This window comes from Rubrivivax soli, from assembly GCF_049810355.1.
Lineage (GTDB): Bacteria > Pseudomonadota > Gammaproteobacteria > Burkholderiales > Burkholderiaceae_C > Rubrivivax.
In genome coordinates this window covers 3,548,097-3,570,178 of the sequence record NZ_CP187368.1, presented here as the reverse complement: position 1 = coordinate 3,570,178, position 22,082 = coordinate 3,548,097, and the positions used below count along the sequence as shown (strand labels likewise).

At 72.9% G+C, this 22,082-nt stretch carries 20 protein-coding genes; 10 read left to right on the top strand and 10 right to left on the bottom strand.

Annotation, left to right across the window (positions count from 1 at the left end; translation table 11 throughout):
- Positions 1-151: 151 nt before the first annotated feature.
- Together ACPOLB_RS16285 and ACPOLB_RS16280 are read right to left on the bottom strand one after the other, a co-directional pair.
- A complete protein-coding gene (locus ACPOLB_RS16285; protein WP_425257061.1) occupies positions 152-1,561 on the bottom strand; it encodes a M28 family peptidase in 1,410 nt (469 codons plus the stop codon).
- The gene (locus ACPOLB_RS16280; RefSeq protein WP_425257060.1) at positions 1,561-3,084 is read right to left on the bottom strand and encodes a CoA-acylating methylmalonate-semialdehyde dehydrogenase; all 1,524 of its coding nucleotides are present in this window, start codon (positions 3,082-3,084) and stop codon (positions 1,561-1,563) included. Before ACPOLB_RS16280 ends, ACPOLB_RS16285 begins: the two co-directional genes overlap by 1 nt.
- A 253-nt stretch (positions 3,085-3,337) precedes the next feature.
- Between ACPOLB_RS16280 and ACPOLB_RS16275 the strand changes: the two genes are divergently transcribed.
- Together ACPOLB_RS16275 and ACPOLB_RS16270 are read left to right on the top strand one after the other, a co-directional pair.
- Positions 3,338-4,000, top strand: a complete 663-nt coding sequence (locus ACPOLB_RS16275) for a YecA family protein (protein WP_425257059.1) — start codon at positions 3,338-3,340, stop codon at positions 3,998-4,000.
- 141 nt (positions 4,001-4,141) lie between these two features.
- Positions 4,142-5,287 (top strand): hypothetical protein, encoded by a 1,146-nt coding sequence (locus tag ACPOLB_RS16270; protein ID WP_425257058.1) that lies wholly within the window; start codon positions 4,142-4,144, stop codon positions 5,285-5,287.
- Between the two features lies 1 nt (position 5,288).
- Here the strand turns inward: ACPOLB_RS16270 and ACPOLB_RS16265 are convergent, their stop codons facing one another.
- Positions 5,289-6,599 carry an Hsp70 family protein gene (locus ACPOLB_RS16265; RefSeq protein WP_425257057.1) on the bottom strand — a complete coding sequence of 437 codons (1,311 nt, stop codon included), beginning with the start codon at positions 6,597-6,599 and terminating at the stop codon, positions 5,289-5,291.
- 155 nt (positions 6,600-6,754) lie between these two features.
- On the opposite strand from ACPOLB_RS16265, the gene ACPOLB_RS16260 reads away from it, so the two are divergent.
- Both ACPOLB_RS16260 and ACPOLB_RS16255 read left to right on the top strand, forming a co-directional pair.
- Complete coding sequence (locus ACPOLB_RS16260; protein WP_425257056.1) at positions 6,755-6,964, top strand: hypothetical protein; 210 nt, start codon at positions 6,755-6,757, stop codon at positions 6,962-6,964.
- Positions 6,965-7,005: 41 nt separating this feature from the next.
- Positions 7,006-7,617, top strand: coding sequence for a TetR/AcrR family transcriptional regulator (locus tag ACPOLB_RS16255; protein WP_425257055.1), 612 nt, complete (start codon positions 7,006-7,008; stop codon positions 7,615-7,617).
- Between the two features lie 21 nt (positions 7,618-7,638).
- On the opposite strand, the gene ACPOLB_RS16250 is transcribed toward ACPOLB_RS16255, so the two are convergent.
- From ACPOLB_RS16250 to ACPOLB_RS16240, 3 genes are all read right to left on the bottom strand, one after another.
- Positions 7,639-8,061, bottom strand: coding sequence for a universal stress protein (locus ACPOLB_RS16250; protein ID WP_425257053.1), 423 nt, complete (start codon positions 8,059-8,061; stop codon positions 7,639-7,641).
- Between the two features lie 69 nt (positions 8,062-8,130).
- Complete coding sequence (locus ACPOLB_RS16245; RefSeq protein WP_425257052.1) at positions 8,131-8,937, bottom strand: metallophosphoesterase; 807 nt, start codon at positions 8,935-8,937, stop codon at positions 8,131-8,133.
- A 64-nt stretch (positions 8,938-9,001) separates the two neighbouring features.
- Positions 9,002-10,858 (bottom strand): phosphoenolpyruvate carboxykinase (GTP), encoded by a 1,857-nt coding sequence (locus ACPOLB_RS16240; protein WP_425257051.1) that lies wholly within the window; start codon positions 10,856-10,858, stop codon positions 9,002-9,004.
- 235 nt (positions 10,859-11,093) lie between these two features.
- On the opposite strand from ACPOLB_RS16240, the gene ACPOLB_RS16235 reads away from it, so the two are divergent.
- A complete protein-coding gene (locus tag ACPOLB_RS16235) occupies positions 11,094-11,660 on the top strand; it encodes an MOSC domain-containing protein (RefSeq protein ID WP_425257050.1) in 567 nt (188 codons plus the stop codon).
- A gap of 9 nt (positions 11,661-11,669) precedes the next feature.
- Here ACPOLB_RS16235 and ACPOLB_RS16230 read toward each other — a convergent pair whose 3' ends face one another.
- Together ACPOLB_RS16230 and ACPOLB_RS16225 are read right to left on the bottom strand one after the other, a co-directional pair.
- On the bottom strand, positions 11,670-12,710 hold the full coding sequence (locus tag ACPOLB_RS16230; protein ID WP_425257049.1) for an AbrB family transcriptional regulator: 1,041 nt from the start codon (positions 12,708-12,710) through the stop codon (positions 11,670-11,672).
- Entirely contained in the window at positions 12,694-13,791 is a 1,098-nt protein-coding gene (locus ACPOLB_RS16225) for an alkene reductase (protein ID WP_425257048.1), read from the bottom strand. The genes ACPOLB_RS16230 and ACPOLB_RS16225 overlap by 17 nt, the downstream gene beginning before the upstream one ends.
- A gap of 75 nt (positions 13,792-13,866) precedes the next feature.
- On the opposite strand from ACPOLB_RS16225, the gene ACPOLB_RS16220 reads away from it, so the two are divergent.
- Positions 13,867-14,721 carry a 23S rRNA (adenine(2030)-N(6))-methyltransferase RlmJ gene (locus ACPOLB_RS16220; RefSeq protein ID WP_425257047.1) on the top strand — a complete coding sequence of 285 codons (855 nt, stop codon included), beginning with the start codon at positions 13,867-13,869 and terminating at the stop codon, positions 14,719-14,721.
- An 18-nt stretch (positions 14,722-14,739) separates the two neighbouring features.
- Here ACPOLB_RS16220 and tgt read toward each other — a convergent pair whose 3' ends face one another.
- On the bottom strand, positions 14,740-15,870 hold the full coding sequence (gene tgt, locus ACPOLB_RS16215) for a tRNA guanosine(34) transglycosylase Tgt (protein ID WP_425257046.1): 1,131 nt from the start codon (positions 15,868-15,870) through the stop codon (positions 14,740-14,742).
- A gap of 10 nt (positions 15,871-15,880) precedes the next feature.
- Positions 15,881-16,930, bottom strand: a complete 1,050-nt coding sequence (queA, locus tag ACPOLB_RS16210) for a tRNA preQ1(34) S-adenosylmethionine ribosyltransferase-isomerase QueA (protein WP_425257045.1) — start codon at positions 16,928-16,930, stop codon at positions 15,881-15,883.
- 47 nt (positions 16,931-16,977) lie between these two features.
- Between queA and recG the strand changes: the two genes are divergently transcribed.
- The 4 genes from recG (at position 16,978) to ppsR (ending at position 22,077) form a co-directional block, all read left to right on the top strand.
- Positions 16,978-19,041: an ATP-dependent DNA helicase RecG gene (gene recG, locus ACPOLB_RS16205; protein WP_425257044.1), complete on the top strand. Its 2,064-nt coding sequence runs from the start codon at positions 16,978-16,980 to the stop codon at positions 19,039-19,041.
- Between the two features lie 54 nt (positions 19,042-19,095).
- On the top strand, positions 19,096-20,019 hold the full coding sequence (locus ACPOLB_RS16200; protein WP_425257043.1) for a hydrogen peroxide-inducible genes activator: 924 nt from the start codon (positions 19,096-19,098) through the stop codon (positions 20,017-20,019).
- Between the two features lie 62 nt (positions 20,020-20,081).
- Positions 20,082-20,585, top strand: coding sequence for a Dps family protein (locus ACPOLB_RS16195; protein ID WP_425257042.1), 504 nt, complete (start codon positions 20,082-20,084; stop codon positions 20,583-20,585).
- Between the two features lie 118 nt (positions 20,586-20,703).
- Positions 20,704-22,077: a transcriptional regulator PpsR gene (gene ppsR, locus ACPOLB_RS16190; RefSeq protein ID WP_425257041.1), complete on the top strand. Its 1,374-nt coding sequence runs from the start codon at positions 20,704-20,706 to the stop codon at positions 22,075-22,077.
- Positions 22,078-22,082 lie beyond the last annotated feature (5 nt).

The window sequence follows — 22,082 nt, the reverse complement described above, 5'->3', positions numbered from 1 at the left end:
GCAAGGCCGGAAGGCCTTGCACGGCTGGCGAAGGCCCGAAGGCGATTTCACGCCCGAGGGCTGAGCCCGCGCGTGCAAGGCCGGAAGGCCTTGCACGGCTGGCGAAGGCCCGAAGGCGATTTCACGCCTGAGGGCTGGGCGGTCTTCGCGCCTACAGCGGCGCCGGCCCGAACGGCAGCGGCGCCTGCGCCGCCAGCCACGCCACCACGGCCCAGCAGGCCACGTTCTGCGTCAGCGCGGCGGGGTCCACCTTGTCGAGGGTGTCGTTCTCGGTGTGGTGCACGTCGAAGTAGTGCGTGCCGTCCTGGCCCAGCGCAATGGCGGGCCACTTGTGGCGCCGCATCAGCACGGCCGCGTCGGGCCCGGGGCTGCCGTCGTTGCCGGCGCGTTCCACGCCCAGCGGCGCCAACTGCGCCGCGATGGCGTCCACCAGCGGCAGCGCCGCCGGCTGCACGCGGCTGGCCATGCGCCACACGCGCCCGGCGCCGAAGTCGCTTTCGCTCACCAGCTGGTGGCGCACGGCGGCGTGGCGCGTGCCGTAGTCGCGTGCGCCGTCGAAGCCGTTCTCCTCGTTGCCGAACAGCACCACGCGCACGGTGCGGCGCGGGCGCCGGCCGGTCTGCTGCGCGGCCTGCTGCAGCACGCCCAGCGCGGCGCAGACGATGGCCACGCCGGCGCCGTCGTCGAGCGCGCCCTGGCCGACGTCCCACGAATCGAGGTGGGCCGACAGCAGCACGATCTCGTCGGCGAGGTCGGTGCCCGGGATCTCGGCCAGCACGTTCTGCGACACCGCCTCCACGTCGGCGCGGGCCTCCAGCACGACGTGCATGCGCAGCGGCTGGCCGCGGCCGTGCAGCCGCGCCAGCAGGTCGGCGTCGGGCACCGAGACGGCGAAGGCCGGGATGCGCGGCACCGTCAGGTCGACCGCCATCGCGCCGGTGTGGGCGATGCGGTCGCGGTCGGTGCCGATGCTGCGCAGCGCCAGCGCCACGGCGCCGCGGCGCGCCGCCTCGACCGGGCCGGAGAAGCGCGCGCCGACGGCCGCGCCGTAGCCGCGGCCGTCGCGGCTGCGCTCGGTCTTCTGGTCGATGAAGACGATGCGTCCGCGCGCGCGGTCGGAGGTGTCGGCGCGCAGCGCGGCGAGGTCGGGGTACCAGGCGACCTCGGCCTCGATGCCGCCCGGCGGCGTGGCCACGCTGTTGCCCAGCGCCGCCATCACCAGCGGCTGCGGCACCGGCGCCACCAGGCGTGCCGCTGCCGGACCACGCTGCCAGATGCGCAGCGCAAAGGGTTCGGCCCGCACCTGCTGCAGGCCCAGCCCGCGCAGCGCCTCCTGCGCCCAGGCGGCAGCGCGGGCATCGGCGGGCGAGCCCGCCGGGCGCGGGCCGATCTCGGTGGTCAGCGCCTCCACCAGCCGCCAGGCGGCGTTGTCGCGCAGCGCCAGGTCGCGCAGCAGCGCGGCGTGGCGCAGGTCCTCGTCGCCGTAGGCCGCCGGCTGCGCCGCCGCACCGCCCGAGGCCAGCAGCGCCGCGGCTTGCAGCAGGCGGCGGCGCTGCAGCATCACTTGGCCGTGGGCATCACGAACTCGGCGCCGCGGCCGATGCTGTCCGGCCAGCGCTGCATCACGCTCTTCTGCTTGGTGTAGAAACGCACGCCTTCCTCGCCGTAGGCATGCATGTCGCCGAACAGGCTGCGCTTCCAGCCGCCGAAGCCGTGCCAGGCCATGGGCACCGGGATCGGCACGTTGATGCCCACCATGCCCACCTGCACGCGGCGCGCGAACTCGCGCGCGGTGCCGCCGTCGCTGGTGAAGCAGGCCACGCCGTTGCCGAACTCGTGCGCGTTGACGAGCGCCAGCGCGGCGGCCATGTCGGGCACGCGCACGCAGGCCAGCACCGGGCCGAAGATCTCTTCCCTGTAGATGCGCATCGCGGGCGTGACGTGGTCGAACAGCGTGCCGCCGGTGAAGAAGCCGTTCTCGAAGCCGGCCACCTTGTGGCCGCGGCCGTCCACCACGAGCTGCGCGCCTTCCTCGACGCCGATGCCGATGTAGTTCTCGATGCGGTCGCGCGCCTCCTTCGTGACGATGGGGCCCATCTCGGCATCGAGCTCCATGCCGTTCTTCACCTTCAGCGCCTTCGCGCGCTCGGCCAGCTTCGGCACGACCTTGTCGGCCACGTCGCCCACCAGCACCGCGACGCTGATCGCCATGCAGCGCTCGCCGGCGCTGCCGTAGCCCGCGCCGATGAGCGCGTCCACCGCCTGCTCGATGTCGGCATCGGGCATCACGACCATGTGGTTCTTCGCGCCGCCCAGCGCCTGCACGCGCTTGCCGTGGTGGGCGCCGGTCTCGTAGATGTACTGGGCGATCGGCGTGCTGCCGACGAAGCTCAGCGCCTTCACGTCGGGGTGCGTCAGCAGCGCGTCCACCGCCACCTTGTCGCCCTGCACGACGCTGAACACGCCGTCGGGCAGGCCGGCCTGCTGCAGCAGCTCGGCCATGAACAGGCTCGGGCTCGGGTCGCGCTCGCTCGGCTTCAGGATGAAGGCGTTGCCCGCGGCCAGCGCCACCGGGAACATCCAGCACGGCACCATGCACGGGAAGTTGAACGGCGTGATGCCGGCCACCACGCCCAGCGGCTGGCGCAGGGTCCAGTTGTCGATGCCGGTGGAGACCTGGTCGGTGTAGTCGCCCTTCAGCAGCTGCGGCACGCCACAGGCGAACTCGACGATGTCGATGCCGCGGCTGACCTCGCCCTGCGCGTCGGTGAAGACCTTGCCGTGCTCGGCGGTGATCATGGCCGCCAGCGTGTCCTTGTGCTGGTTCAGCAGCGCGAGGAAGTTGTTCATCACGCGCGCGCGGCGGATCGGCGGCGTGTCGCCCCAGGCCGGCTGCGCCGCCTGCGCGGCGGCGACCGCGGCGTCGACGTCGGCGCGGCTGGCCAGCAGCACCTGGCGCGCCACCGCGCCGGTGGCCGGGTTGTAGACGGCCTGGGTGCGGCGGCTGGCGTCGCCGGTGCCGGCGCTGGGGCGGCCGCCGATCCAGTGGCCGATGTCGTGGGTGGCGGTGTAGGCTGCGGCCATCGCGGGTCTCCTGGGTGAGCCCACCAGTCTAGGCCAAAGCGCCGGCACGAAAAAAGGGCCCGCCTGCGGCACGGGGCCGAAGGCGGGCACTGGAAGTCCTTCGGAAAGGACGTCGTTGGGACCGGGGGCCGGGGGCGCGTCACGGTGCAGTGACGCTGCCGTGCGATGCACGACAATCGCCGCAGGCCATGCCAACGACTGTAGTCGCGGCCGTGCCGAGCGACCATCCACCGAAGAGAGGACGGCACCGTCCATGACCCCGACGCCCAGCACCGCACCGCTCGACGACAACGACCTCGCCCGCCTGCAGGACCTGCTGGACCAGGTGCCCGAGCCGCTGGAGCCGCTGGACGCGATGGCGCTCGACGGCTACCTGTGCGGCGTGCTGCTGCAGCCGGCACCGGTGCCGCCCGAGCGCTGGCTGCAGTTCGTCACCGACATCGAGGGCCGCGCGCTGCCGGCGTCGTACCCGCTGGCCGAGCTGCACGCGCTGGTGCGCCGCCGCCACGCCGAGCTCGACCGCGCGATCGCCGACCGCCAGTGGTTCGATCCCTGGATCTACCAGCTGGAGGAAGACGCCACGCCGTCCGAGACCGTGCTGCCCTGGGTGGCGGGGTTCGCGGCCGCGATGGACCTGTTCCCCGGCGTGATGGACAGCGACGACCCCGAGCTGGTGGAGCCGCTGGCGCTGCTGTACCGCCACTTCGACGCCGACGACCTGGAAGACGCCGACGCGCTGCTGGCCGTGATCGACACGCTGGAGCCGGCGCGCGACCTGGCCGAGGCGGTGGAAGACCTGGTGCGCAGCCTGATGCTGATGGCCGACGTCACCCGGCCCCGGCGTGCCGCGCCGCCGCGCGGCAGCCCGCCCCGTGCCGGCGGCGGCGGTGGCGGCGGGCGCCGCGGCCGGCGCTGAACAGCGCGGCCGCCGTTGCCGCAACAGGGCCGCGCAGCAGTCCTGCCGGCGACAGGGGCAAGCCGCCGCCCGTCTGGGGTGCAACGGCAGCGGCGCCTAGCATGCAGCGCTCCGAACATTGCCCATCGCAGCCGTCTTGCCATGCGCCTGTCCCTGCCACGCCTGATCACCGCCGCTGCCGTCGCGATGCTGTTGGCGGCCACCGGGCCTGCCACCGCACAGCAGGCGCCCGCCCCCGAGGCCAACTGGCAGGGCCTGCGTTCGTACCAGGTCTGGCATGACGAACTGCCCGAGCGGCTCGACCCGGCGCAGGTGGAGGTGGTCGTGCTGTCGCCCGACGAACGCTGCAAGCCGCCCGGCCGCACCGGGCCCTTCGGGCTGCCGCTGCCCCCGCTGATCGACCCCACCACGCAGACGCTGTGCCGCCAGCTCGAGGCCTTCGTGCAGGCGCCCCCCGAGCCGCTGCCCGTGCCGGTGCGGCTGGCCACGCAGGCACTGGGCACGCGCCAGCCGGCGGCCATCGTGGCGGCACTGCAGCCGGCGCCGCAGCGGCGCTATGTGGCCCTGGTGGCCTGGCACTGGCAGGCGGTGCAGCGCGACACCCACTGGCTGTTCGAGGAAGCCGTGCTCGACCGCGAGACCGGCCGCTGGATCTGGCACGCCGCGCGCGCGCACGACGTGCTGCTGCTGGACGCCAAATGGACGCAGGAGACGGCCCGGCGCACGCTGCGCGCCCTGCTGCGCCACGAGCTGCCGCGCGACCTGCTCGGCCGCGGCTGGTGGCGCGACGCCGTGCCCGTGCCCGGCAGCCGCTGGGTGCCGGCGGCCGAGATGGCCGCCTGGCAGCCGGGCGCGCGCGCGGGGCTGGCGCTGCTCAACAGCTACAACGTGCCGCCCGTGCACCAGGCGCAGCGCGCGGCCACGCTCTGGCCCGCCGGCACGCCCGCGCCGGCCGAGCCGCAGGGCGTGGACTGGAGCACCTGGACCACCGTGCGCGGCCCGCAGGCCACGCCGCTGCTGCCCACCGGCACGCTGGCGCTGCTGGACGTGCCGCCGGGCGACTACGCGGTGCGCGTGGGCAGTGCCGTCGAGACGCTGCGGCTGGAGCCCGGGCGCATCACCACCGTGCACATGGTGCGCCCGCTGGTGGGCAACAGCACCGCGGTCACCCAGGAGCCCGAGACCTGGTGGCGCGCGCAGCTGCAGGCGCCACGCTGGCGCCACGCCTTCCAGGCCCAGGGGCCGGCCCAGGGCAGCGGCGCCCTGGTGCCCTGGTTCCAGCCGTAGTTCAGGCCGCCGCGCCGTACACGCTGCGCGCGTACAGCCCCAGGCCCTGCGCGACGCTGGCGTAACGGTCGCCGCGCACCCGGCGCGCCGCCGGGAAGCCCGCGGCGATGCGGTCCACCAGCGGCGTCAGGCCGGTGGAGCCGCCGGTGAAGTACAGCACTTCCACCGCCTCGGGCGCCACGCCGGCCATGCGCACCGTCTCGTGTGCCGCTTGCACGATGCGCGCGAGGTCGGTCTCGATGGCCGCGGCGGCCTGCGCCTCGGCCAGCGCGGCGCGCAGCCCGGTTTCCACCAGCCCGAGGTCGATGGTCGCCGCGCCGCGCGTGGCGACGTCGATCTTGGCCTGCTCGGCGGCACCGGCCAGCGCGTGCCCCAGCCGGTCTTCCAGCACCGTCATCAGCCGCACGTGGTGCGCCGGCTCGGCGTACCAGCTCTTCATGCGGCGCAGTTCGGCCACGCGGGCCGGGGCGTAGACGGTGTTGATCAGGTGCCAGGTCGCGAGGTCGAAGTACACGCTGCTGGGCACTTCGCGCCCGGGCTGGCCGTGCTGCGGCGGGCCGACGCTGCGGTAGCCCAGCAGCGGCAGGATCGCCGCCAGCTCGACGTGGCGGTCGAAGTCGGTGCCGGCGCTGTGCACGCCGTGGTTGGCCAGGATGTCGTCGCGCCGGTCGGTCCGCCCGGCACGCGCCGGGCCCACCCGCACGAGCGAGAAGTCGGAGGTGCCGCCGCCGATGTCGGCCACCAGCACCAGCTGTTCGTGGTCGACGGTGCTCTCGTGGTCCAGCGCCGCGGCGATGGGTTCGTACTGGAAACGCACCTCGTCGAAGCCCACCGCACGCGCCGCCGCCTCCAGCGCCGCCTGCGCCTGCGCGTCGCGCTCGGGTTCGCCGTCGACGAAGAACACCGGCCGCCCCAGCACCACGCGGTGCAGCGGCGCGCCGGCCGCGGCTTCGGCCATGCGCTTCAGGTGGCGCAGGTAGCCGCTGATGATGTCGGCATAGCGCACGCCGCGGCCGCCGCCGACGTCGGTGCTCTGCCCCACCAGGTCGGAGCCCAGGATGCTCTTCATCGAGCGCATCAGCCGGCCGTCGATGCCCTCGATGTAGGCCGCCACCGCGGCGCGGCCGTACAGCCGCTCGGGCTCGGCGTGGGCGTTGCTGCCGTCGGCGCGGTAGAACACCGCGGTCGGCATCGTCGGGTGGCCCGGTTCGAGCTCGACCAGGCGCACGCCGCGCGGCCCCTCGGGCAGCGCGATGGCGGAGTTGGAGGTTCCGAAGTCGATGGCCGCGAAGCCAGGGGTGGGTGCGGGCACGGCGGTCGGCAGGGTTGGCGCAGAGGGGCGCGGATTGTAGGCACGCCCTGCGGCAGGCCGAAGCCGAGAAATGCGACACGCCGGCTGCGGAGATCCCTCAAGTTCCGGCGCACCGCGACCGACACACTGGTAACAAGCTCTTACCGGGACGCGCGATGCACAAGACCAGCCACTCTCCAGGACTGTTTCGCCGCCTCGTCCGCCGCCCGGTGCCGCTGGAGCCGGACGCGGCCGACATGGGCACCTGCTTCGGCCTGGAGCTGAGCTTCGACACCCCCGCCGCCGTGCCGGCGTCGCCTGCGGCGGCCTCGCGCCTGCCGGCCTGGGTGCCGCGCCTGGGCGTGCGGGCCAAGGGCGCTCCATAGCCGTCGGGCCCGGGCCGCAAGGCGGCCGATAGAATCAGGCCATGAGCCGACTCTCGTTTCGCGAACAAGTGCTGCGGGTTCGCGAGGACGCCATCGTCTCGTCGGTGAACCGCCTGCTGGCCGAGAAGGGTTTCGACCTGATGACGGTCGACGAGGTGGCCGCCGACGTCGGCATCGCCAAGGCCAGCCTCTACAAGCACTTCGCCTCGAAGGAGGCCCTGGCCGCTGCCGCGATGGTGCGCGTGCTGCAGCGCACGCTGGCCACCATCGAGGCCGAGGCCGAGCAGGCGCCCGAGGCCACTGCCTTCACCCACCTGCAGGCCGTGACCCGCTGGGCGCTGCAGGTGCAGATGGCTGGCGAGATGCCGTCGCTGCCGTCGCAGAACTCCACGCTGCGCGCGGAGCTGATGGCGAGCAAGGGCTACCTCGACCTGCTGATGCAGGTCAGCGACCGGCTCGGCGCCTGGATCGTGCAGGCCCAGGCCGACGGCGACATCGACCCGGCGCTGCCGCCCGAGCTGGTGCTGTACACCATCTTCGCCCGCGCCTGCGACCCGGTGCCGGCCTTCATGAAGGCCAGCGAACGCTTCGACGACGCGCAGATCGTCGACTGGGTGCTGGGCACCTGCTTCAACGGACTGCGCGGCCGGTAGGCCCGCGCCCGCCCCCGCGTTTCAGCGGATCAGCAGTGCGGGCGTGCCGCACTTGGCCAGCACCTTGGTGGCCACCGAGCCCAGCACCAGGTTGCCGAACGAGCCGTGGCCGTGCGAGCCCATCATCAGCAGGTCGAACTTGCCCTTCTCGGCCGCGGCGGCGATGGTGTCGGCCGGCGGGCCGACCTTGGCGACAAAGCTGGCCTTGATGCCCTGCTTGGTGAAGAAGGTGCGCAGCGGCTTGAAGATCTTCTCGGCCTCGTCCTCGTAGTGCGACTTCAGCACTTCCTTGTCGAGCACGGCGGCGGCGCGGGGCGGCACGGCCGGCACGGCGGTGATCAGCGTGTACTCGTGCTGCGCGCCCAGCCATTCGTCGTGGGCCGCCAGATAGGCCAGCATGCGCTTGGTGAACGGGCTGCCATCGACGGCTGCGAGGATCTTCATGGAGGTCTCCTGGTCAATCTGTGCGTGAAGGAAGTGTTGCACGCGGCCCGTGGCGGACCTTGAGCAACATCAATCGGATTCTTGCAGACGCCCCGGGCGCCAGACCTCGATGAGCCGCAGCGGATCGTGGCCATCGGCCTCGCCCTTGGCCTGCAGGCCGCGCGCCTGGCACACCACGCGCGCGGGACGGCGGCCCGGGCGGTCCACGGTGTAGTCGTGGCGGCAGTGCAGGTGGCCGTGCAGCCACAGGTCGGCGCGTGCGATCAGGTCGTCGTCGGCACTGCAGAAGCTGGCGGTGCCGGGCTGGCGGCCGTAGCGCGGGTCGGCGCTGCGCAGGCTGGGCGCGAAGTGCGTGACGACCACCGTGCTGTCCCAGCGCCCGGCAGCCGGCGTCGCGAGCGCCTGTTCGAGCCAGGCACGGCAGGCCAGGCCCTCGTCGCGCACGCCCGCGGCATCGAAGGGCTGGCCGCCGCGCGTGGCGGCCATCAGGCGCATGAAGTAGCCGGCGGCACGCATGGCGCGTTCGCGCTGCGCGGCCCCGAACAGATCGAAGTCGCTCCAGCGCGTGGCACCGACGAAGCGCACGCGGTGGCCGTCGGCCGTGGTGACGGTGGTGGCCTCGCGCTGCAGCAGCTGCAGGCCGTGGCGCGCGCAGGTCGCGCGCAGCGCGGGCCACGCGTCGTGCAGCTCGCGGCCGTCGAACTCGTGGTTGCCGGCCACCACCAGCACCGGCACCGGCCAGCCCGCGAAGCGCGCGTAGCCGTCCCAGCGCGCGTCGATGTCGCCGGCCAGCACCAGCAGGTCGGCCCCGGGCGCCGGCTCGGGGTCGAAGGTCTCGGTCTCCAGGTGCAGGTCGGACAGCAGCTGCAGCTTCATGCGCCGCCCCCGCACGCGAGGCGGCGCAGCCCGTCGTGGCCGCGGGCTGCGGTCGCGGCGGGGCTCAGGCCGCCAGCCGCGCTTCGATGCGCGCCATCGTCGCCGGCAGCTCGGCCGGCAGGTGGTACTCGAGCTGCTGGAACAGCTCGGCGTGCAGCGCCAGCTCCTGCTGCCAGGCGGCCTTGTCGATGCCGATGACGCTGGCGAACTGCGCACGGCTGAAGGCCAGGCCGTCCCAGCGCAGGTCGTCGTAGCGCGGGCTGACGCCGAAGACGTTGTCCTCGCCCTGCGCGGTGCCGGTGACGCGGCCGAGCATCCACTCGAGCACCCGCATGTTCTCGCCGTAGCCGGGCCAGACGAACTTGCCGTCGGCGCCCTTGCGGAACCAGTTGACGCAGAAGATGGCCGGCGCCTTGTCGCCCAGCGTGCTGCCGATGTTCAGCCAGTGCTGGAAGTGGTCGGCCATGTTGTAGCCGGCGAACGGCAGCATCGCGAACGGGTCACGGCGCACCACGCCCTGCTGCCCGGCGGCGGCGGCGGTGGTCTCGCTGCCCATCGTGGCGGCCATGTACACGCCCTCGACCCAGGTGCGGGCCTGCGTCACCAGCGGCACCGTGGTGCTGCGGCGGCCGCCGAAGATGAACGCGTCGATCGGCACGCCGGCGGCGTTGTCCCAGTCGGGGTCGAGCACCGGGTTGTTGGTGGCGGCCACGGTGAAGCGGGCGTTCGGGTGCGCGGCCTTGGCGCCGGTCTCCTTGGCGATGGCCGGGGTCCAGTCCTTGCCCTGCCAGTCGATCAGGTGCGCCGGCGGGGTGTCGGTCATGCCTTCCCACCAGACGTCGCCGTCGTCGGTGAGCGCGACGTTCGTGAAGATCACGTCGGCCTTCAGCGAGTCCATGCAGTTCGGGTTGGTCAGGTCGTTGGTGCCCGGCGCGACGCCGAAGTAGCCCGCCTCGGGGTTGATGGCGTACAGGCGGCCGTCGGCGTGCGGCTTGATCCAGGCGATGTCGTCGCCCACCGTCGTGACCTTCCAGCCCGCGTAGCCCTGGGGCGGCACCATCATCGAGAAGTTCGTCTTGCCGCAGGCGCTGGGGAAGGCAGCGGCGACGTGGAACTTGCGGCCTTCGGGGTTGGTGACGCCCAGGATCAGCATGTGCTCGGCCAGCCAGCCCTGGTCGCGGCCCATCGTGCTGGCGATGCGCAGCGCGAAGCACTTCTTGCCCAGCAGCGCATTGCCGCCGTAGCCCGAGCCATAGCTCCAGATCTCGCGCGTCTCGGGGTAGTGCACGATGTACTTGGTCTTGTTGCAGGGCCAGGGCACGTCCTTCTGCCCGGCGGCCAGCGGCGCGCCGACCGTGTGCACGCAGGGCACGTAGGCGCCGTCCTCGCCCAGCAGGTCGAGCACCGGGCGGCCCATGCGCGTCATCGTGCGCATGCTGATCGCGACGTAGGGGCTGTCGGTCAGCTCGACGCCGATGTGGCTGATGTGCGAGCCCAGCGGACCCATCGAGAACGGCACCACGTACAGCGTGCGGCCCTTCATCGCGCCGCGGAACAGCGCCTGCTCGCCGGTCTGCAGCAGCGCGCGCATCTCGGCCGGCGCCATCCAGTTGTTGGTGGGGCCGGCGTCTTCCTGCTTCTCGCTGCAGATGAAGGTGCGGTCCTCGACGCGGGCGACGTCGCTCGGATCGCTGCTGGCCAGGAAGCTGCGCGGGCGCAGCTCGGGGTTGAGCTTCTTCATCGTGCCGGCGGCCACCAGCTGCTCGCACAGGCGGTCGTACTCGGCGGCGGAGCCGTCGCACCAGTAGACGCTCTCGGCCTCGGTGAGCGCGGCGATCTCGGCCACCCAGGCCACCAGGCGCTGGTGCTTGATATGGGCAGGCACGTTCAGGCGCATGCCCTCCATCACGGGACGGTTCATCGGAAAGACTCCAATCAAGGTAGACAAAGGCGGAGTTGGGCGAGCTCCGCGCCGTGCGAAGCTCGCCCAATGCCACAGCTGCCCGCTTCCGGACCCCAGGGGACGACAATTGTGCGGGCGAATGTAATCGCGCTGTAACTCGCGGCCGGCATGGCCTCATGCAAATTCGGAATACCGTGATGCGGTCCACGACCGGCCCGTTGACGCCCCCTCAGCTTGAAGGCTCGACCCCGTGATGCAGGTGCTCCATGTCAACCGCGCTGCAGCCCGCGAAACGCTGATCAACGGCCGCAAGCTGCGCACCGCCATCGCCAAGCAGCCGGTCGACGGCCCCGTGAGCGTGCACCCACTTGGCCTGGAGGGTGACGAACAGGCCGATCTCACCGTGCACGGCGGCATCAGCAAGGCCGTCTATGCCTACCCGCAGGAGCACTTCGCGTTCTGGCAGACCGTGCGTGCGCAGGCGCGGGTGTCCCTGTGGGACGACCCCGTCGCGCCGGGTCTCTTCGGCGAGAACCTCACCGTGCAGGGCGTGCTGGAAGACCAGCTCTGGATCGGCGACCGGCTGCAGCTGCCGCACTGTGTGCTGGCGGTGAGCGAGCCGCGGTTCCCGTGCTTCAAGTTCAACGCCGCGATGGGCTTCCCCCAGGCGGCCAGGCTGATGGTGCAGTCGGGCTTCTGCGGCAGCTACCTGGCGGTGATCGAGCCTGGCACGGTGGCCGCGGGCGATGCGATCACGCTGCTGCCCGGGCCGCGCGAGGTCAACCTGCGCGACCTGTTCCGCGCCCGCGCCCGCGCCTGACCCCGGCGCTCAGCCAGCGCCACGCCGGTACAGCAGGGGCGTCAGCGTCAGCACCGCGACGTAGCGCACCACCTGGAAGGCGGTGACCACCGGCACGCCGAGCTGCAGCACCTTGGCCGTGATCGCCATCTCGGCGATGCCGCCGGGCGCGGTGGCCAGCACCGCGGTGGCCGGGTGCAGCCCGACCACGTGCGCCAGCCCCCAGCCCGCCAGGGCGCTGGCCGCCAGCATCACCAGCGTGCCCGCGGCCACGCTGCCCAGCCAGCGCGGCGCGGCCTGCACGAACGCGGGCGTGAAGCGCGTGCCCAGCGCGATGCCGATGAACAGCTGCGCCGCCGGGCTGGCCCACGCCGGCAGCGCCGACAGCGCGATGCCCGCGGCGGTCAGCGCCACCGTCACGGCCAGCGCGCCCAGCACAAAGGGGTTGGGCGCCTGCAGCCGGTGCAGCACGGCGATGCCCGCCGCCGTCACGGCCAGCAGCAACGCGAGGCCGCCCACGTGCACGGCACCACCGGCCGGCGGCGTCGGGTCCAGCCCCTGCACACCGCTGAACTGCAGCCCCAGCGGCACGATCAGCACCACCAGCAGCACCCGCAGCGAGTGCGCCGCCGCCACGCGGTCGACCCGCCCGCCGTGGCGTTCGGCCAGCACCGCCATCTCGGACGCGCCGCCGATCGCCGCGGCGAAACACGCGGTCGCGCGGTCGACGCCGTTGCTGCGGCGCAGGAACCGCTGGAACAGGTGCCCCAGCAGCAGCGCCCAGGCCACGCCCAGCGCGATGGCCGGCGCCAGGCGCCCGATCAGCACCAGCACGGCCGGCGTGAAGTACAGCCCGAGCGCAATGCCGATCACCCACTGGCCGACGTTGCGCAGCCGGTTCGAGGCCTGCAGCGGCAGCCCGGCCACGCCGCACAGCGCGGTGACGAGCAGCGGGCCCAGCATCCACGGCAGCGGCACGTGCAGCGCCCGCGCCGCGAGCGCCGCGGCGGTGGCCAGCCCCAGCGTTCCGGCCAGCCGCAGCACCGGCCCCGCGCTAGGCGGTGGCCACATCCAGCGTCGGGTAGTCGGTGTAGCCGGCGGCGCCGCCGCCGTACAGCAACGCCGGGTTCAGCGCGTTCCAGGGCGCGTCCTCGCGCAGGCGCCGGCCGAGGTCGGGGTTGCTGATGAAGGGCCGGCCGAACGCCACCAGGTCGGCGGCACCGGCGGCCACGGAGTCCTGCGCCATCGCACGGCCGTAGCCGTTGTTCACCATCCAGGCGCCGGGGAAGTGGCGGCGCAGCGCCGCGTAGTCGAACGGCGCCACGTCGCGCGGGCCGCCGGTCTGGCCTTCGATGACGTGGATGAAGGCCAGCCCCAGCGGCGCGATCTGCTGCACCGCATGCTCGAACAGGGCCTGCGCGTCGCTGTCCTGGCCGGCGTCGTTCACCGGCGTCACCGGCGACAGGCGCACGCCGGTGCGGCCGCCGCCGATCTCGCGGGCCACGGCCGTCATCACCTCGACCAGCAGCCGCGCGCGGTTGGGGATGCTGCCACCGTAGGCGTCGGCGCGGTCGTTGATGCTGTCGCGCAGGAACTGGTCGATCAGATAGCCGTTGGCGGCGTGCACCTCGACGCCGTCGAAGCCGGCGGCGATGGCATTGCGCGCCGCCAGCCGGTACTGCTCGACGATGCCGGGCAGCTCGTCGGTGCGCAGCGCACGCGGCTGCGAACACGGCACGAAGCCCTCGGCGGCGAAGGTCTTGCTGTTGGCGACCTTGTTCGTCGACGACAGCGGCGCCGCGCCGCCGGGCTGCAGCGACACGTGCGAGATGCGGCCCACGTGCCAGAGCTGCACGACGATGCGGCCACCTTCGGCGTGCACGGCGTCGGTCACCTGGCGCCAGGCGGCGACCTGCTCGGGGCTGTGGATGCCCGGCGTGTCGAGGTAGCCCTGGCCCTGCGGGCTGATCTGGGTGGCCTCGGAGATGACCAGGCCGGCGCCGGTGGCCGGGTTGGCGCGCTGGCGGTAGTAGGTGGCCATCAGCGCGTTGGGCAGCTGGCCGATGGCGCGGTTGCGCGTCAGCGGGGCCATCACGATGCGGTTGGCGACGGCGATGTCGCCAATCTGGAGGGGGTCGAAGAGAGAGCGCATGCGCCGAGGCTATCGCAGTGCAGCAATTCGTGCTGGCCAGCGGCGGCCCGCGTCCGGCATGGCACAGTCGCGCCCATGCTCGCCTACCGACACGCCTTCCACGCCGGCAACCATGCCGACGTGCTGAAACACACCGCCTACGTCGCGGTGCTGCGCCACATGGCGCTCAAGGACAAGGGCGTGCGCATCGTCGACACCCACGCCGGCGCCGGCGGCTATTCGCTGGAGAGCCGCTACGCGCAGAAGGGCGCCGAGTTCGAGGCCGGCATCGCGCGCCTGTGGGGCCGCGACGACCTGCCGCCCGCGCTGGCCGACTACGTGGACCTGGTGCGCCAGTTCAACAGCGGCGGCAAGCTGCAGCAGTACCCGGGCTCGCCGGCGCTGGCGCAGTTGCTGCTGCGGCCGCAGGACCAGCTGCGGCTGTTCGAGATGCACCCCACCGACCACAAGATCCTGGCCTCGTACCTGGGCGGGCAGCCGGGCATCGAGGTGGCGCTGGGCGACGGCTTCGCGGCCCTGAAGGCGCAGCTGCCGCCGCCCACGCGCCGCGGCGTGGTGATGATCGACCCCAGCTACGAGATCAAGACCGACTACGCCCGCGTGCTGGCGGCGCTGCGCGAGGCACTGACGCGCTTCCCCGAGGCGGTGGTGATGATCTGGCTGCCGCAGGTGCGCATCCTGGAAGCGCAGACGCTGCCGCAGCGGCTGAAGGCCACCGCCGACGCGCAGGCCAGGAAGGGCTGGCTGCTGGCCACGCTGACCGTCGGCACCACCGACGAGAAGGGCTTCGGCATGTTCGGCAGCCAGGTGTTCGTCGCCAACCCGCCGCACACGCTGCGCGAGGCGCTGGCACCGGCCCTGCCCTGGCTGGCCGAGCACCTGGGCACGCCGGGCGCGGCGTCGCACAAGCTGGAAGCGCACGGCGGCTGAAGCCGCGGCGCCGGCCCGCTAATCGATGCCGCGCGCGCGGTCGGCCTTGAACTGCGCGCGGAAGGCCTCGAAGCGGCCCGCGTCCAGCGCCTCGCGCACCTCGTGCATCAGGTGCAGGTAGTAGTGCAGGTTGTGGATCGTGGTCAGCATCGGCCCCAGCATCTCGCCGCAGCGGTCCAGGTGGTGCAGGTAGGCGCGGCTGAAGTGGCTGCAGGTGTGGCAGCTGCACGTGGGGTCGAGCGGCCGTTCGTCGCTGCGGTGCTTGGCGTTGCGGATCTTCAGGTCGCCGAAGCGCGTGAACAGGTGGCCGTTGCGCGCGTTGCGCGTGGGCATCACGCAGTCGAACATGTCCACGCCCTGCGCCACGCCTTCCACCAGGTCCTCGGGCGTGCCCACGCCCATCAGGTAGCGCGGCTTGTGCGCCGGCAGCCGGTGCGGCGTGTGCGCCATGATGCGCAGCATCTCGTCCTTGGGCTCGCCGACGCTGACGCCGCCGATCGCGTAGCCGGGGAAGTCCATCGCGGCCAGCGCTTCCAGCGACTCCTGCCGCAGGTGCTCGAACATGCCGCCCTGCACGATGCCGAACAGCGCGTTCGGGTTCTCGAGCCGCGCGAACTCGTCCTTCGAGCGCCGCGCCCAGCGCAGGCTGAGCTCCATCGACTGCCGGGCCTCGGCCTCGGTGGTGATGTGGCCCTTGGTCTCGTAGGGCGTGCACTCGTCGAACTGCATCACGATGTCGCTGTTCAGCACGGTCTGGATCTGCATGCTGACCTCGGGCGTCAGGAACAGCTTGTCGCCGTTGACGGGCGACGCGAACTTCACGCCCTCCTCGCTGATCTTGCGCATCTCGCCCAGGCTCCAGACCTGGAAGCCGCCGCTGTCGGTCAGCATGGGCTTGTCCCAGCCCTCGAAGCGGTGCAGGCCGCCGAACTGGCGGATCACGTCCAGCCCCGGCCGCATCCACAGGTGGAAGGTGTTGCCCAGGATGATCTGCGCGCCCATCTCGTGCAGCGAGCGCGGCATCACGCCCTTCACGGTGCCGTAGGTGCCCACGGGCATGAAGATGGGCGTCTGCACGACGCCGTGGTTCAGCGTCAGGCGGCCGCGGCGCGCGTGGCCTTCGGTGCCCAGCAGTTCGAAATTCAGCATGCGGCGATTGTCAACGCGTGCGGTCCAGCAGCATCGCGTCGCCGTAGCTGAAGAAGCGGTAGCGCGCCTCGACGGCGTGGCGGTACAGCGCGTGCACGTGGGCGTGGCCGGCGAAGGCGCTGACCAGCATCAGCAGCGTGCTGCGCGGCAGGTGGAAGTTCGTGATCAGACGGTCGACGACACGGAACTTGAAGCCCGGGCGGATGAAGATGTCGGTCTCGCCGCTGTAGGGCGCCAGCGCACCGCCGCGCGCCGCGCTTTCCAGCGCACGCAAGGTGGTCGTGCCGGCGGCGACGATGCGCCCGCCGGCGGCCTGCGTGGCGGCGATGGCGGCCACCGTGTCGGCGCCGACCTCGAACCACTCGCTGTGCATGCGGTGTTCGTCGAGGTTGTCGCTGCGCACCGGCTGGAAGGTGCCGGCGCCCACGTGCAGCGTGACCGCAGCCCGCCGCACGCCGCGCGCGTCCAGCGCCGCCAGCACGGCGTCGTCGAAGTGCAGCGAGGCCGTGGGCGCCGCCACCGCGCCGGGGCGGGCCGCGAACACCGTCTGGTAGCGCGCCACGTCGTCGGGCGCGTCGTCGTGCGTGATGTACGGCGGCAGCGGCACGTGGCCGTGGCGCTGCAGCAGCACGAAGGGGTCGTCGGGAAAGCGCAGGTGGAACAGCGCGTTCTCGGGCCCGGCACGGCCCAGCACCTCGGCGTCGAAGGCATCGGCGAACCGCACGCGGCTGCCCGGCCGCGGCGACTTGCTGGCACGCAGGTGGGCCAGCACCTCGTGGCCGGGCAGCACGCGCTCGACCAGTGCCTCCACCGCGCCCCCGGTTGGCTTCTCGCCCAGCAGCCGCGCCTTCACGACCCGCGTGTCGTTGAACACCAGCAGGTCGCCGGGCGCCAGCAGCGCCGGCAGGTCGCGGAACACGCGGTCCACCGGCGTGGCGCCGCGCCCGTCGAGCAGGCGCGAGGCGCTGCGCTCGGGCGCGGGGTGCTGGGCGATCAGCTCGGGCGGCAGCTCGAAGTCGAAGTCGGCCAGCGTGTAGGCGGGCGGGGCGGCATCGCTCATGGCAGCGATTGTCGGCCATGGCTGCGCCGCGCGGCCGATCCCGCAGAATGCCCGCACCCCGCGTCAGCCCCATGCCCGCCGCCAGCACGCCACCTCCGAAGTCCGCTCCGCAGCGCGCCCTGGAACGCCTGGGCCTGCTGCGCGACATCGACCTCGCGCTGCACCTGCCGATGCGCTACGAGGACGAGACCCGCATCCACGCCATCGGCCCGCTGCGCGACGGCGACGTGGCGCAGGTGGAAGGCGTGGTCAGCGAGTGCCGCATCGAGACACGTTCGCGCCGGCAGCTGCTGGTGACGCTGGACGACGACAGCGGCAGCCTGCGCCTGCGCTTCCTGAACTTCTACCCCAGCACGCAGAAGCAGCTCGCCGTGGGCCAGCGCGTGCGCGCCCGCGGCGAGGTGCGCGGCGGCTTCCTCGGCCAGGAAATGGTGCACCCGGTGGTGAAGGCCGTGCAGCCCGGCGCGCCGCTGCCGCAGGCGCTGACGCCGGTGTACCCGGCCTCGGCGCAGCTGCCGCAGGCCTACCTGCGCAAGGCCGTGGCCTCGGGCCTGCAGCGCGCGCCGCTCGACGAACTGCTGCCGCCCGGCACCGTGCCCGCCGGCCTGCCGCCGCTGCGCGAGGCGCTGCTGGCGCTGCACCACCCGCCGCCTGGCGTGGCCATGGCGGCGCTGGAAGACCACAGCCACCCGGCCTGGCAGCGGCTGAAGTTCGACGAGCTGCTGGCGCAGCAGCTGTCGCAGCTGCAGGCACAGCACGCGCGCGCCGCGCTGCGGGCCCCGATGCTGCGCGACGCCACGCTGCCGCAGCAGCTGCGCGCGCAGCTGCCGTTCACGCTGACCGCGGCGCAGGAGCGCGTGGTCGCCGAGATCGTTGCCGACCTCGGCCGGCCGCAGCCCATGCACCGGCTGCTGCAGGGCGACGTCGGCTCGGGCAAGACCGTGGTCGCGGCGCTGGCCGCGGCGGTGGCCATCGGCGCGGGCTGGCAGTGCGCGCTGATGGCGCCGACCGAGATCCTGGCCGAGCAGCACTTCGCGAAGCTGGTCGACTGGCTGCGGCCGCTGGGCCTGCAGGTGGCGTGGCTGTCGGGCAGCCGCAAGGGCAAGGGCCGCGCGCGGATGCTGGCCCAGGTGGCCTCGGGCGAGGCCATGCTGGTGGTGGGCACGCACGCCGTGATCCAGCACGACGTGCAGTTCGCGAAGCTGGGCCTGGCGGTGGTGGACGAGCAGCACCGCTTCGGCGTCGCGCAGCGGCTGGCGCTGCGCGCCAAGTTGGAGTCGCAGCGCCTGGAGCCGCACCTGCTGATGATGAGCGCGACCCCGATCCCGCGCACGCTGGCAATGACCTACTTCGCCGACCTCGACGTCAGCACCATCGACGAACTGCCGCCCGGGCGCACGCCGGTGGTGACCAAGGTGTTCGCCGACGGCAAGCGCGAGCTCGTCATCGCGAAGATCCGCGACGAGGTGCGCCAGGGCCGCCAGGTGTACTGGGTCTGCCCGCTGGTGGAAGAGAGCGAGCACCTGGACCTGCAGAACGCCACCGAGACCCACGCCCAGCTCGCGGCCGCGCTGCCCGGCGCGGCGGTGGGCCTGCTGCACGGCCGCATGCCGGCGGCCGAGAAGGCGGCCGTGATGGCGCAGTTCAAGCAGGGGCAGCTGCAGGTGCTGGTGGCGACCACGGTGATCGAGGTCGGCGTGGACGTGCCCAACGCCAGCCTGATGGTGATCGAGCACGCCGAGCGCTTCGGCCTGGCGCAGCTGCACCAGCTGCGCGGGCGCGTCGGCCGCGGCGCGGTGGCCAGCGTCTGCGTGCTGCTGTACACCGCGCCGCTGTCCGACACCGGCAAGGCGCGGCTGCGCGCGATGGCCGAGACCACCGACGGCTTCGAGATCGCGCGCCGCGACCTCGAGATCCGCGGACCCGGCGAGTTCATGGGCGCGCGGCAGAGCGGCGACGCGCTGCTGCGCTTCGCCGACCTGGCCGAGGACAGCGCGCTGCTGCAGCGGGCGCGCGCGCTGGCGCCGCAGCTGCTGGTGCAACACCCGCAGGCGGCGCAGCGCCACGTCGAGCGCTGGCTGGGCAGCAAGGCCGAGTTCCTGAAGGCCTGAACACGCGGACGGCCGGGTGCGGCCGGGCCGCGGTCGCGGCGGCACAATCCCGCCATGACCCTCACCGAGCTCAAGTACATCGTCGCGGTCGCCCGCGAACGGCACTTCGGCCGCGCCGCCGAGGCGTGCTTCGTCAGCCAGCCCACGCTCAGCGTGGCCATCAAGAAGCTGGAGGAAGAGCTCGACGTGAAGCTCTTCGAGCGCGGTGCCAGCGAGGTCAGCGTCACGCCGCTGGGCGAGGAGATCGTGCGCCAGGCGCAGCAGGTCATCGAGCAGGCCGCGGCCATCAAGGAGATCGCCAAGCGCGGCAAGGACCCCGTCTCGGGCCCGCTGCGGCTGGGCGTGATCTACACCATCGGGCCCTACCTGCTGCCCGACCTGGTGAAGAACGCGATCGAGCTCGTGCCGCAGATGCCGCTGATGCTGCAGGAGAACTTCACCGCCCGGCTGCTGGAGATGCTGCGCACCGGCGAGCTCGACTGCGCCATCATGGCCGAGCCCTTCCCCGACACCGGGCTGGCGGTGGCGCCGCTGTACGACGAGCCCTTCCAGGCCGCGGTGCCGAAGAACCACCCGCTGGCCAGGCGCAAGAGCATCACGGCCGAGGAGCTGAAGGCCGAGACCATGCTGCTGCTGGGCACCGGCCACTGCTTCCGCGACCACGTGCTCGAGGTCTGTCCCGAGTACGCACGCTTCTCCAGCGACGCCGAGGGCATCCGCAAGAGCTTCGAGGGCAGCAGCCTGGAGACCATCAAGTACATGGTGGCCTCGGGCATGGGCGTGACCGTGGTGCCGCAGCTCAGCGTGCCCAAGGAACTGCAGCCGCACATCCGCTACGTGAAGTTCAGCGCCCCGGTGCCCACGCGCCGCGTGGTGCTGGCCTGGCGCCGCACGTTCACGCGCTACGAGGCCATCGCGGCGCTGCGCAACGCCATCTATGCCTGCGAACTGCCGGGCGTGACGCGGTTGACGGCCTGACGTCGGCGCGCGGCCGCTAGAGTCCCGCCATCGCCCTTCTGACGACCCGAGAGGAACACCCCATGGCCAAGAAGAAATCCGCCGGCAGCGCGCCGGCCATCAACATCGGCATCGGCGACAAGGACCGCGGCGCCATCGCCGGCGGCCTGAGCCGCCTGCTGGCCGACACCTACACGCTGTACCTGACCACGCACAACTTCCACTGGAACGTGACCGGGCCGATGTTCAACACGCTGCACGCGATGTTCATGGCCCAGTACACCGAGCTGTGGAACGCGGTCGACCCCATCGCCGAGCGCATCCGCAGCCTGGGCCACCCGGCACCGGGCAGCTACGCGCAGTTCGGCGCGCTGGCCTCGATCCCCGACGCCCCGGCCACGCCGCCGAAGGCGCTGGAGATGGTGCGCATCCTGGTCGAAGGCCACGAGGCGGTGGCGCGCACGGCGCGCGCGATCTTCCCGCTGGCCGACAAGGCCGGCGACGAGCCCACCGCCGACCTGCTGACGCAGCGGCTGACGGTGCACGAGCAGACGGCCTGGATGCTGCGCTCGCTGCTGGAGGAGTGACGCAGACCGACGGCGGCCGCGGCGCGCTGCGCGCGACCCCGTGCGGCTTGACCTGCGTCACGCCGGCGGCGGCTGACGGTGCCGGCGGCCGGCCCGACTGTGCTACGGTCGGGCCACCATGCGCCAATCCTCGCCGGACCTGGCCGACCTGAGCCTGCTCTCCGGGCTCGCCCCCGAACTTGCATCCACCTTCGTGAAGGTGGCGGGCGACATCGCGCTCGTCATCGGCGACGACGGCGTCATCCGCAACGTCGCCGAAGGCCAGGTGCCCGTGCGCGCGAGCGCCGACGCCTGGGTGGGCCGCGCCTGGGTCGACACCGCGACCGCCGACACGCGGCGCAAGATCGAGCTGCTGCTGCAGGAAGCGCAGCGCGGCGGCGTGGCGCGGCGACGCGAGGTCTCGCACCCCGGGCCGGGCGGCACCGACATCCCGGTGTCGTGGGCCGCGGTGCGCCTGGGCGCGAGCGGGCCGGTGCTGGCCGTCGGACGCGACCTGCGCGCGGTGGCCGCGATCCAGCAGCGCTTCATCGACGCCCAGCAGGAGATGGAGCGCGACTACTGGCAGCGCCGCCAGGCCGAGTCGCGCTACAGGCTGCTGTTCCAGGTGGCACGCGACGCGGTGCTGGTGCTCGACGCCGAGACGCTGCGCATCGGCGAAGCCAACCCGATGGCCGGCGCGCTGTTCGACGGCGATGCCGCGCCGCTGGTGGGCAGCAGCCTGAGCGAACGCGTCGAGCCGGCCTCGCGCGCCGTCGTCGACGAGCTGCTGTCCGCCGCCCGCACCACCGGCCGCGCCTTCGAGGTGCGGGCCCGGCTGGGCGACGGCCGGCCCAGCATCGACCTGTCGGCCACGCCCTTCCGCGCCGACGACCGCCAGTGCCTGCTGGTGCGGGCACGCACGGTCGACCCCAGCGCCGACTTCTTCGTGCAGATGCCCGACGCCGCCGTCATCACCGATTCCGCCGGCCGCATCCGCATGGCCAACCCCGCGTTCGTCAAGCTGTGCCAGGCGCCCGACGAGGCACGGCTGCGCGGCTGGCTGCTGGGCGACGCGCTGGGCGACATCCACCACCAGTGGCCCGGGCTGCTGGCACAGGTGCGCACGCAAGGCCTGGTGGGCCGCGCCGCGGTGCGGCTGCACGTCAGCGGCGCGCCGCCGCTGCTGGCCGAGGTGTCGGGCGCGCTGCTGGCCGAGGGCGACCAGGAGGACATCGGCTTCACGCTGCGGCCGCTCGCCGAGGCCGCGGCCGCGCAGCCGGCCGAGCAGCTGACGCTGGGCCTGGCGCAGCTGGTCGGCCAGCTGGGCCAGCAGACGCTGCCCGACCTGCTGGTGCAGGCGACGCAGCTGGCCGAGCGCCACCTGATCGAAGCCGCGCTGGCCCGCGCGCGCGGCAACGTCGATGAAGCCTGCGCCTTGCTGGGCCTGCCGGCCGACAGCCTGGCCACGCGCATGGACCAGCTGGGGCTGACACCACGTCCGCTGCTGAACTGAAACGC

Excerpts from the sequence above, each read along its gene's own strand:
- ACPOLB_RS16285 (WP_425257061.1), bottom strand. The coding sequence starts at position 1,561 with ATGCTGCAGCGCCGCCGCCTGCTGCAAGCCGCGGCGCTGCTGGCCTCG.
- ACPOLB_RS16280 (WP_425257060.1), bottom strand. The coding sequence starts at position 3,084 with ATGGCCGCAGCCTACACCGCCACCCACGACATCGGCCACTGGATCGGC.
- ACPOLB_RS16275 (WP_425257059.1), top strand. The coding sequence starts at position 3,338 with ATGACCCCGACGCCCAGCACCGCACCGCTCGACGACAACGACCTCGCC.
- ACPOLB_RS16270 (WP_425257058.1), top strand. The coding sequence starts at position 4,142 with ATGCGCCTGTCCCTGCCACGCCTGATCACCGCCGCTGCCGTCGCGATG.
- ACPOLB_RS16260 (WP_425257056.1), top strand. The coding sequence starts at position 6,755 with ATGCACAAGACCAGCCACTCTCCAGGACTGTTTCGCCGCCTCGTCCGC.
- ACPOLB_RS16255 (WP_425257055.1), top strand. The coding sequence starts at position 7,006 with ATGAGCCGACTCTCGTTTCGCGAACAAGTGCTGCGGGTTCGCGAGGAC.
- ACPOLB_RS16250 (WP_425257053.1), bottom strand. The coding sequence starts at position 8,061 with ATGAAGATCCTCGCAGCCGTCGATGGCAGCCCGTTCACCAAGCGCATG.
- ACPOLB_RS16245 (WP_425257052.1), bottom strand. The coding sequence starts at position 8,937 with ATGAAGCTGCAGCTGCTGTCCGACCTGCACCTGGAGACCGAGACCTTC.
- ACPOLB_RS16240 (WP_425257051.1), bottom strand. The coding sequence starts at position 10,858 with ATGAACCGTCCCGTGATGGAGGGCATGCGCCTGAACGTGCCTGCCCAT.
- ACPOLB_RS16235 (WP_425257050.1), top strand. The coding sequence starts at position 11,094 with ATGCAGGTGCTCCATGTCAACCGCGCTGCAGCCCGCGAAACGCTGATC.
- ACPOLB_RS16230 (WP_425257049.1), bottom strand. The coding sequence starts at position 12,710 with ATGTGGCCACCGCCTAGCGCGGGGCCGGTGCTGCGGCTGGCCGGAACG.
- ACPOLB_RS16225 (WP_425257048.1), bottom strand. The coding sequence starts at position 13,791 with ATGCGCTCTCTCTTCGACCCCCTCCAGATTGGCGACATCGCCGTCGCC.
- ACPOLB_RS16220 (WP_425257047.1), top strand. The coding sequence starts at position 13,867 with ATGCTCGCCTACCGACACGCCTTCCACGCCGGCAACCATGCCGACGTG.
- tgt (WP_425257046.1), bottom strand. The coding sequence starts at position 15,870 with ATGCTGAATTTCGAACTGCTGGGCACCGAAGGCCACGCGCGCCGCGGC.
- queA (WP_425257045.1), bottom strand. The coding sequence starts at position 16,930 with ATGAGCGATGCCGCCCCGCCCGCCTACACGCTGGCCGACTTCGACTTC.
- recG (WP_425257044.1), top strand. The coding sequence starts at position 16,978 with ATGCCCGCACCCCGCGTCAGCCCCATGCCCGCCGCCAGCACGCCACCT.
- ACPOLB_RS16200 (WP_425257043.1), top strand. The coding sequence starts at position 19,096 with ATGACCCTCACCGAGCTCAAGTACATCGTCGCGGTCGCCCGCGAACGG.
- ACPOLB_RS16195 (WP_425257042.1), top strand. The coding sequence starts at position 20,082 with ATGGCCAAGAAGAAATCCGCCGGCAGCGCGCCGGCCATCAACATCGGC.
- ppsR (WP_425257041.1), top strand. The coding sequence starts at position 20,704 with ATGCGCCAATCCTCGCCGGACCTGGCCGACCTGAGCCTGCTCTCCGGG.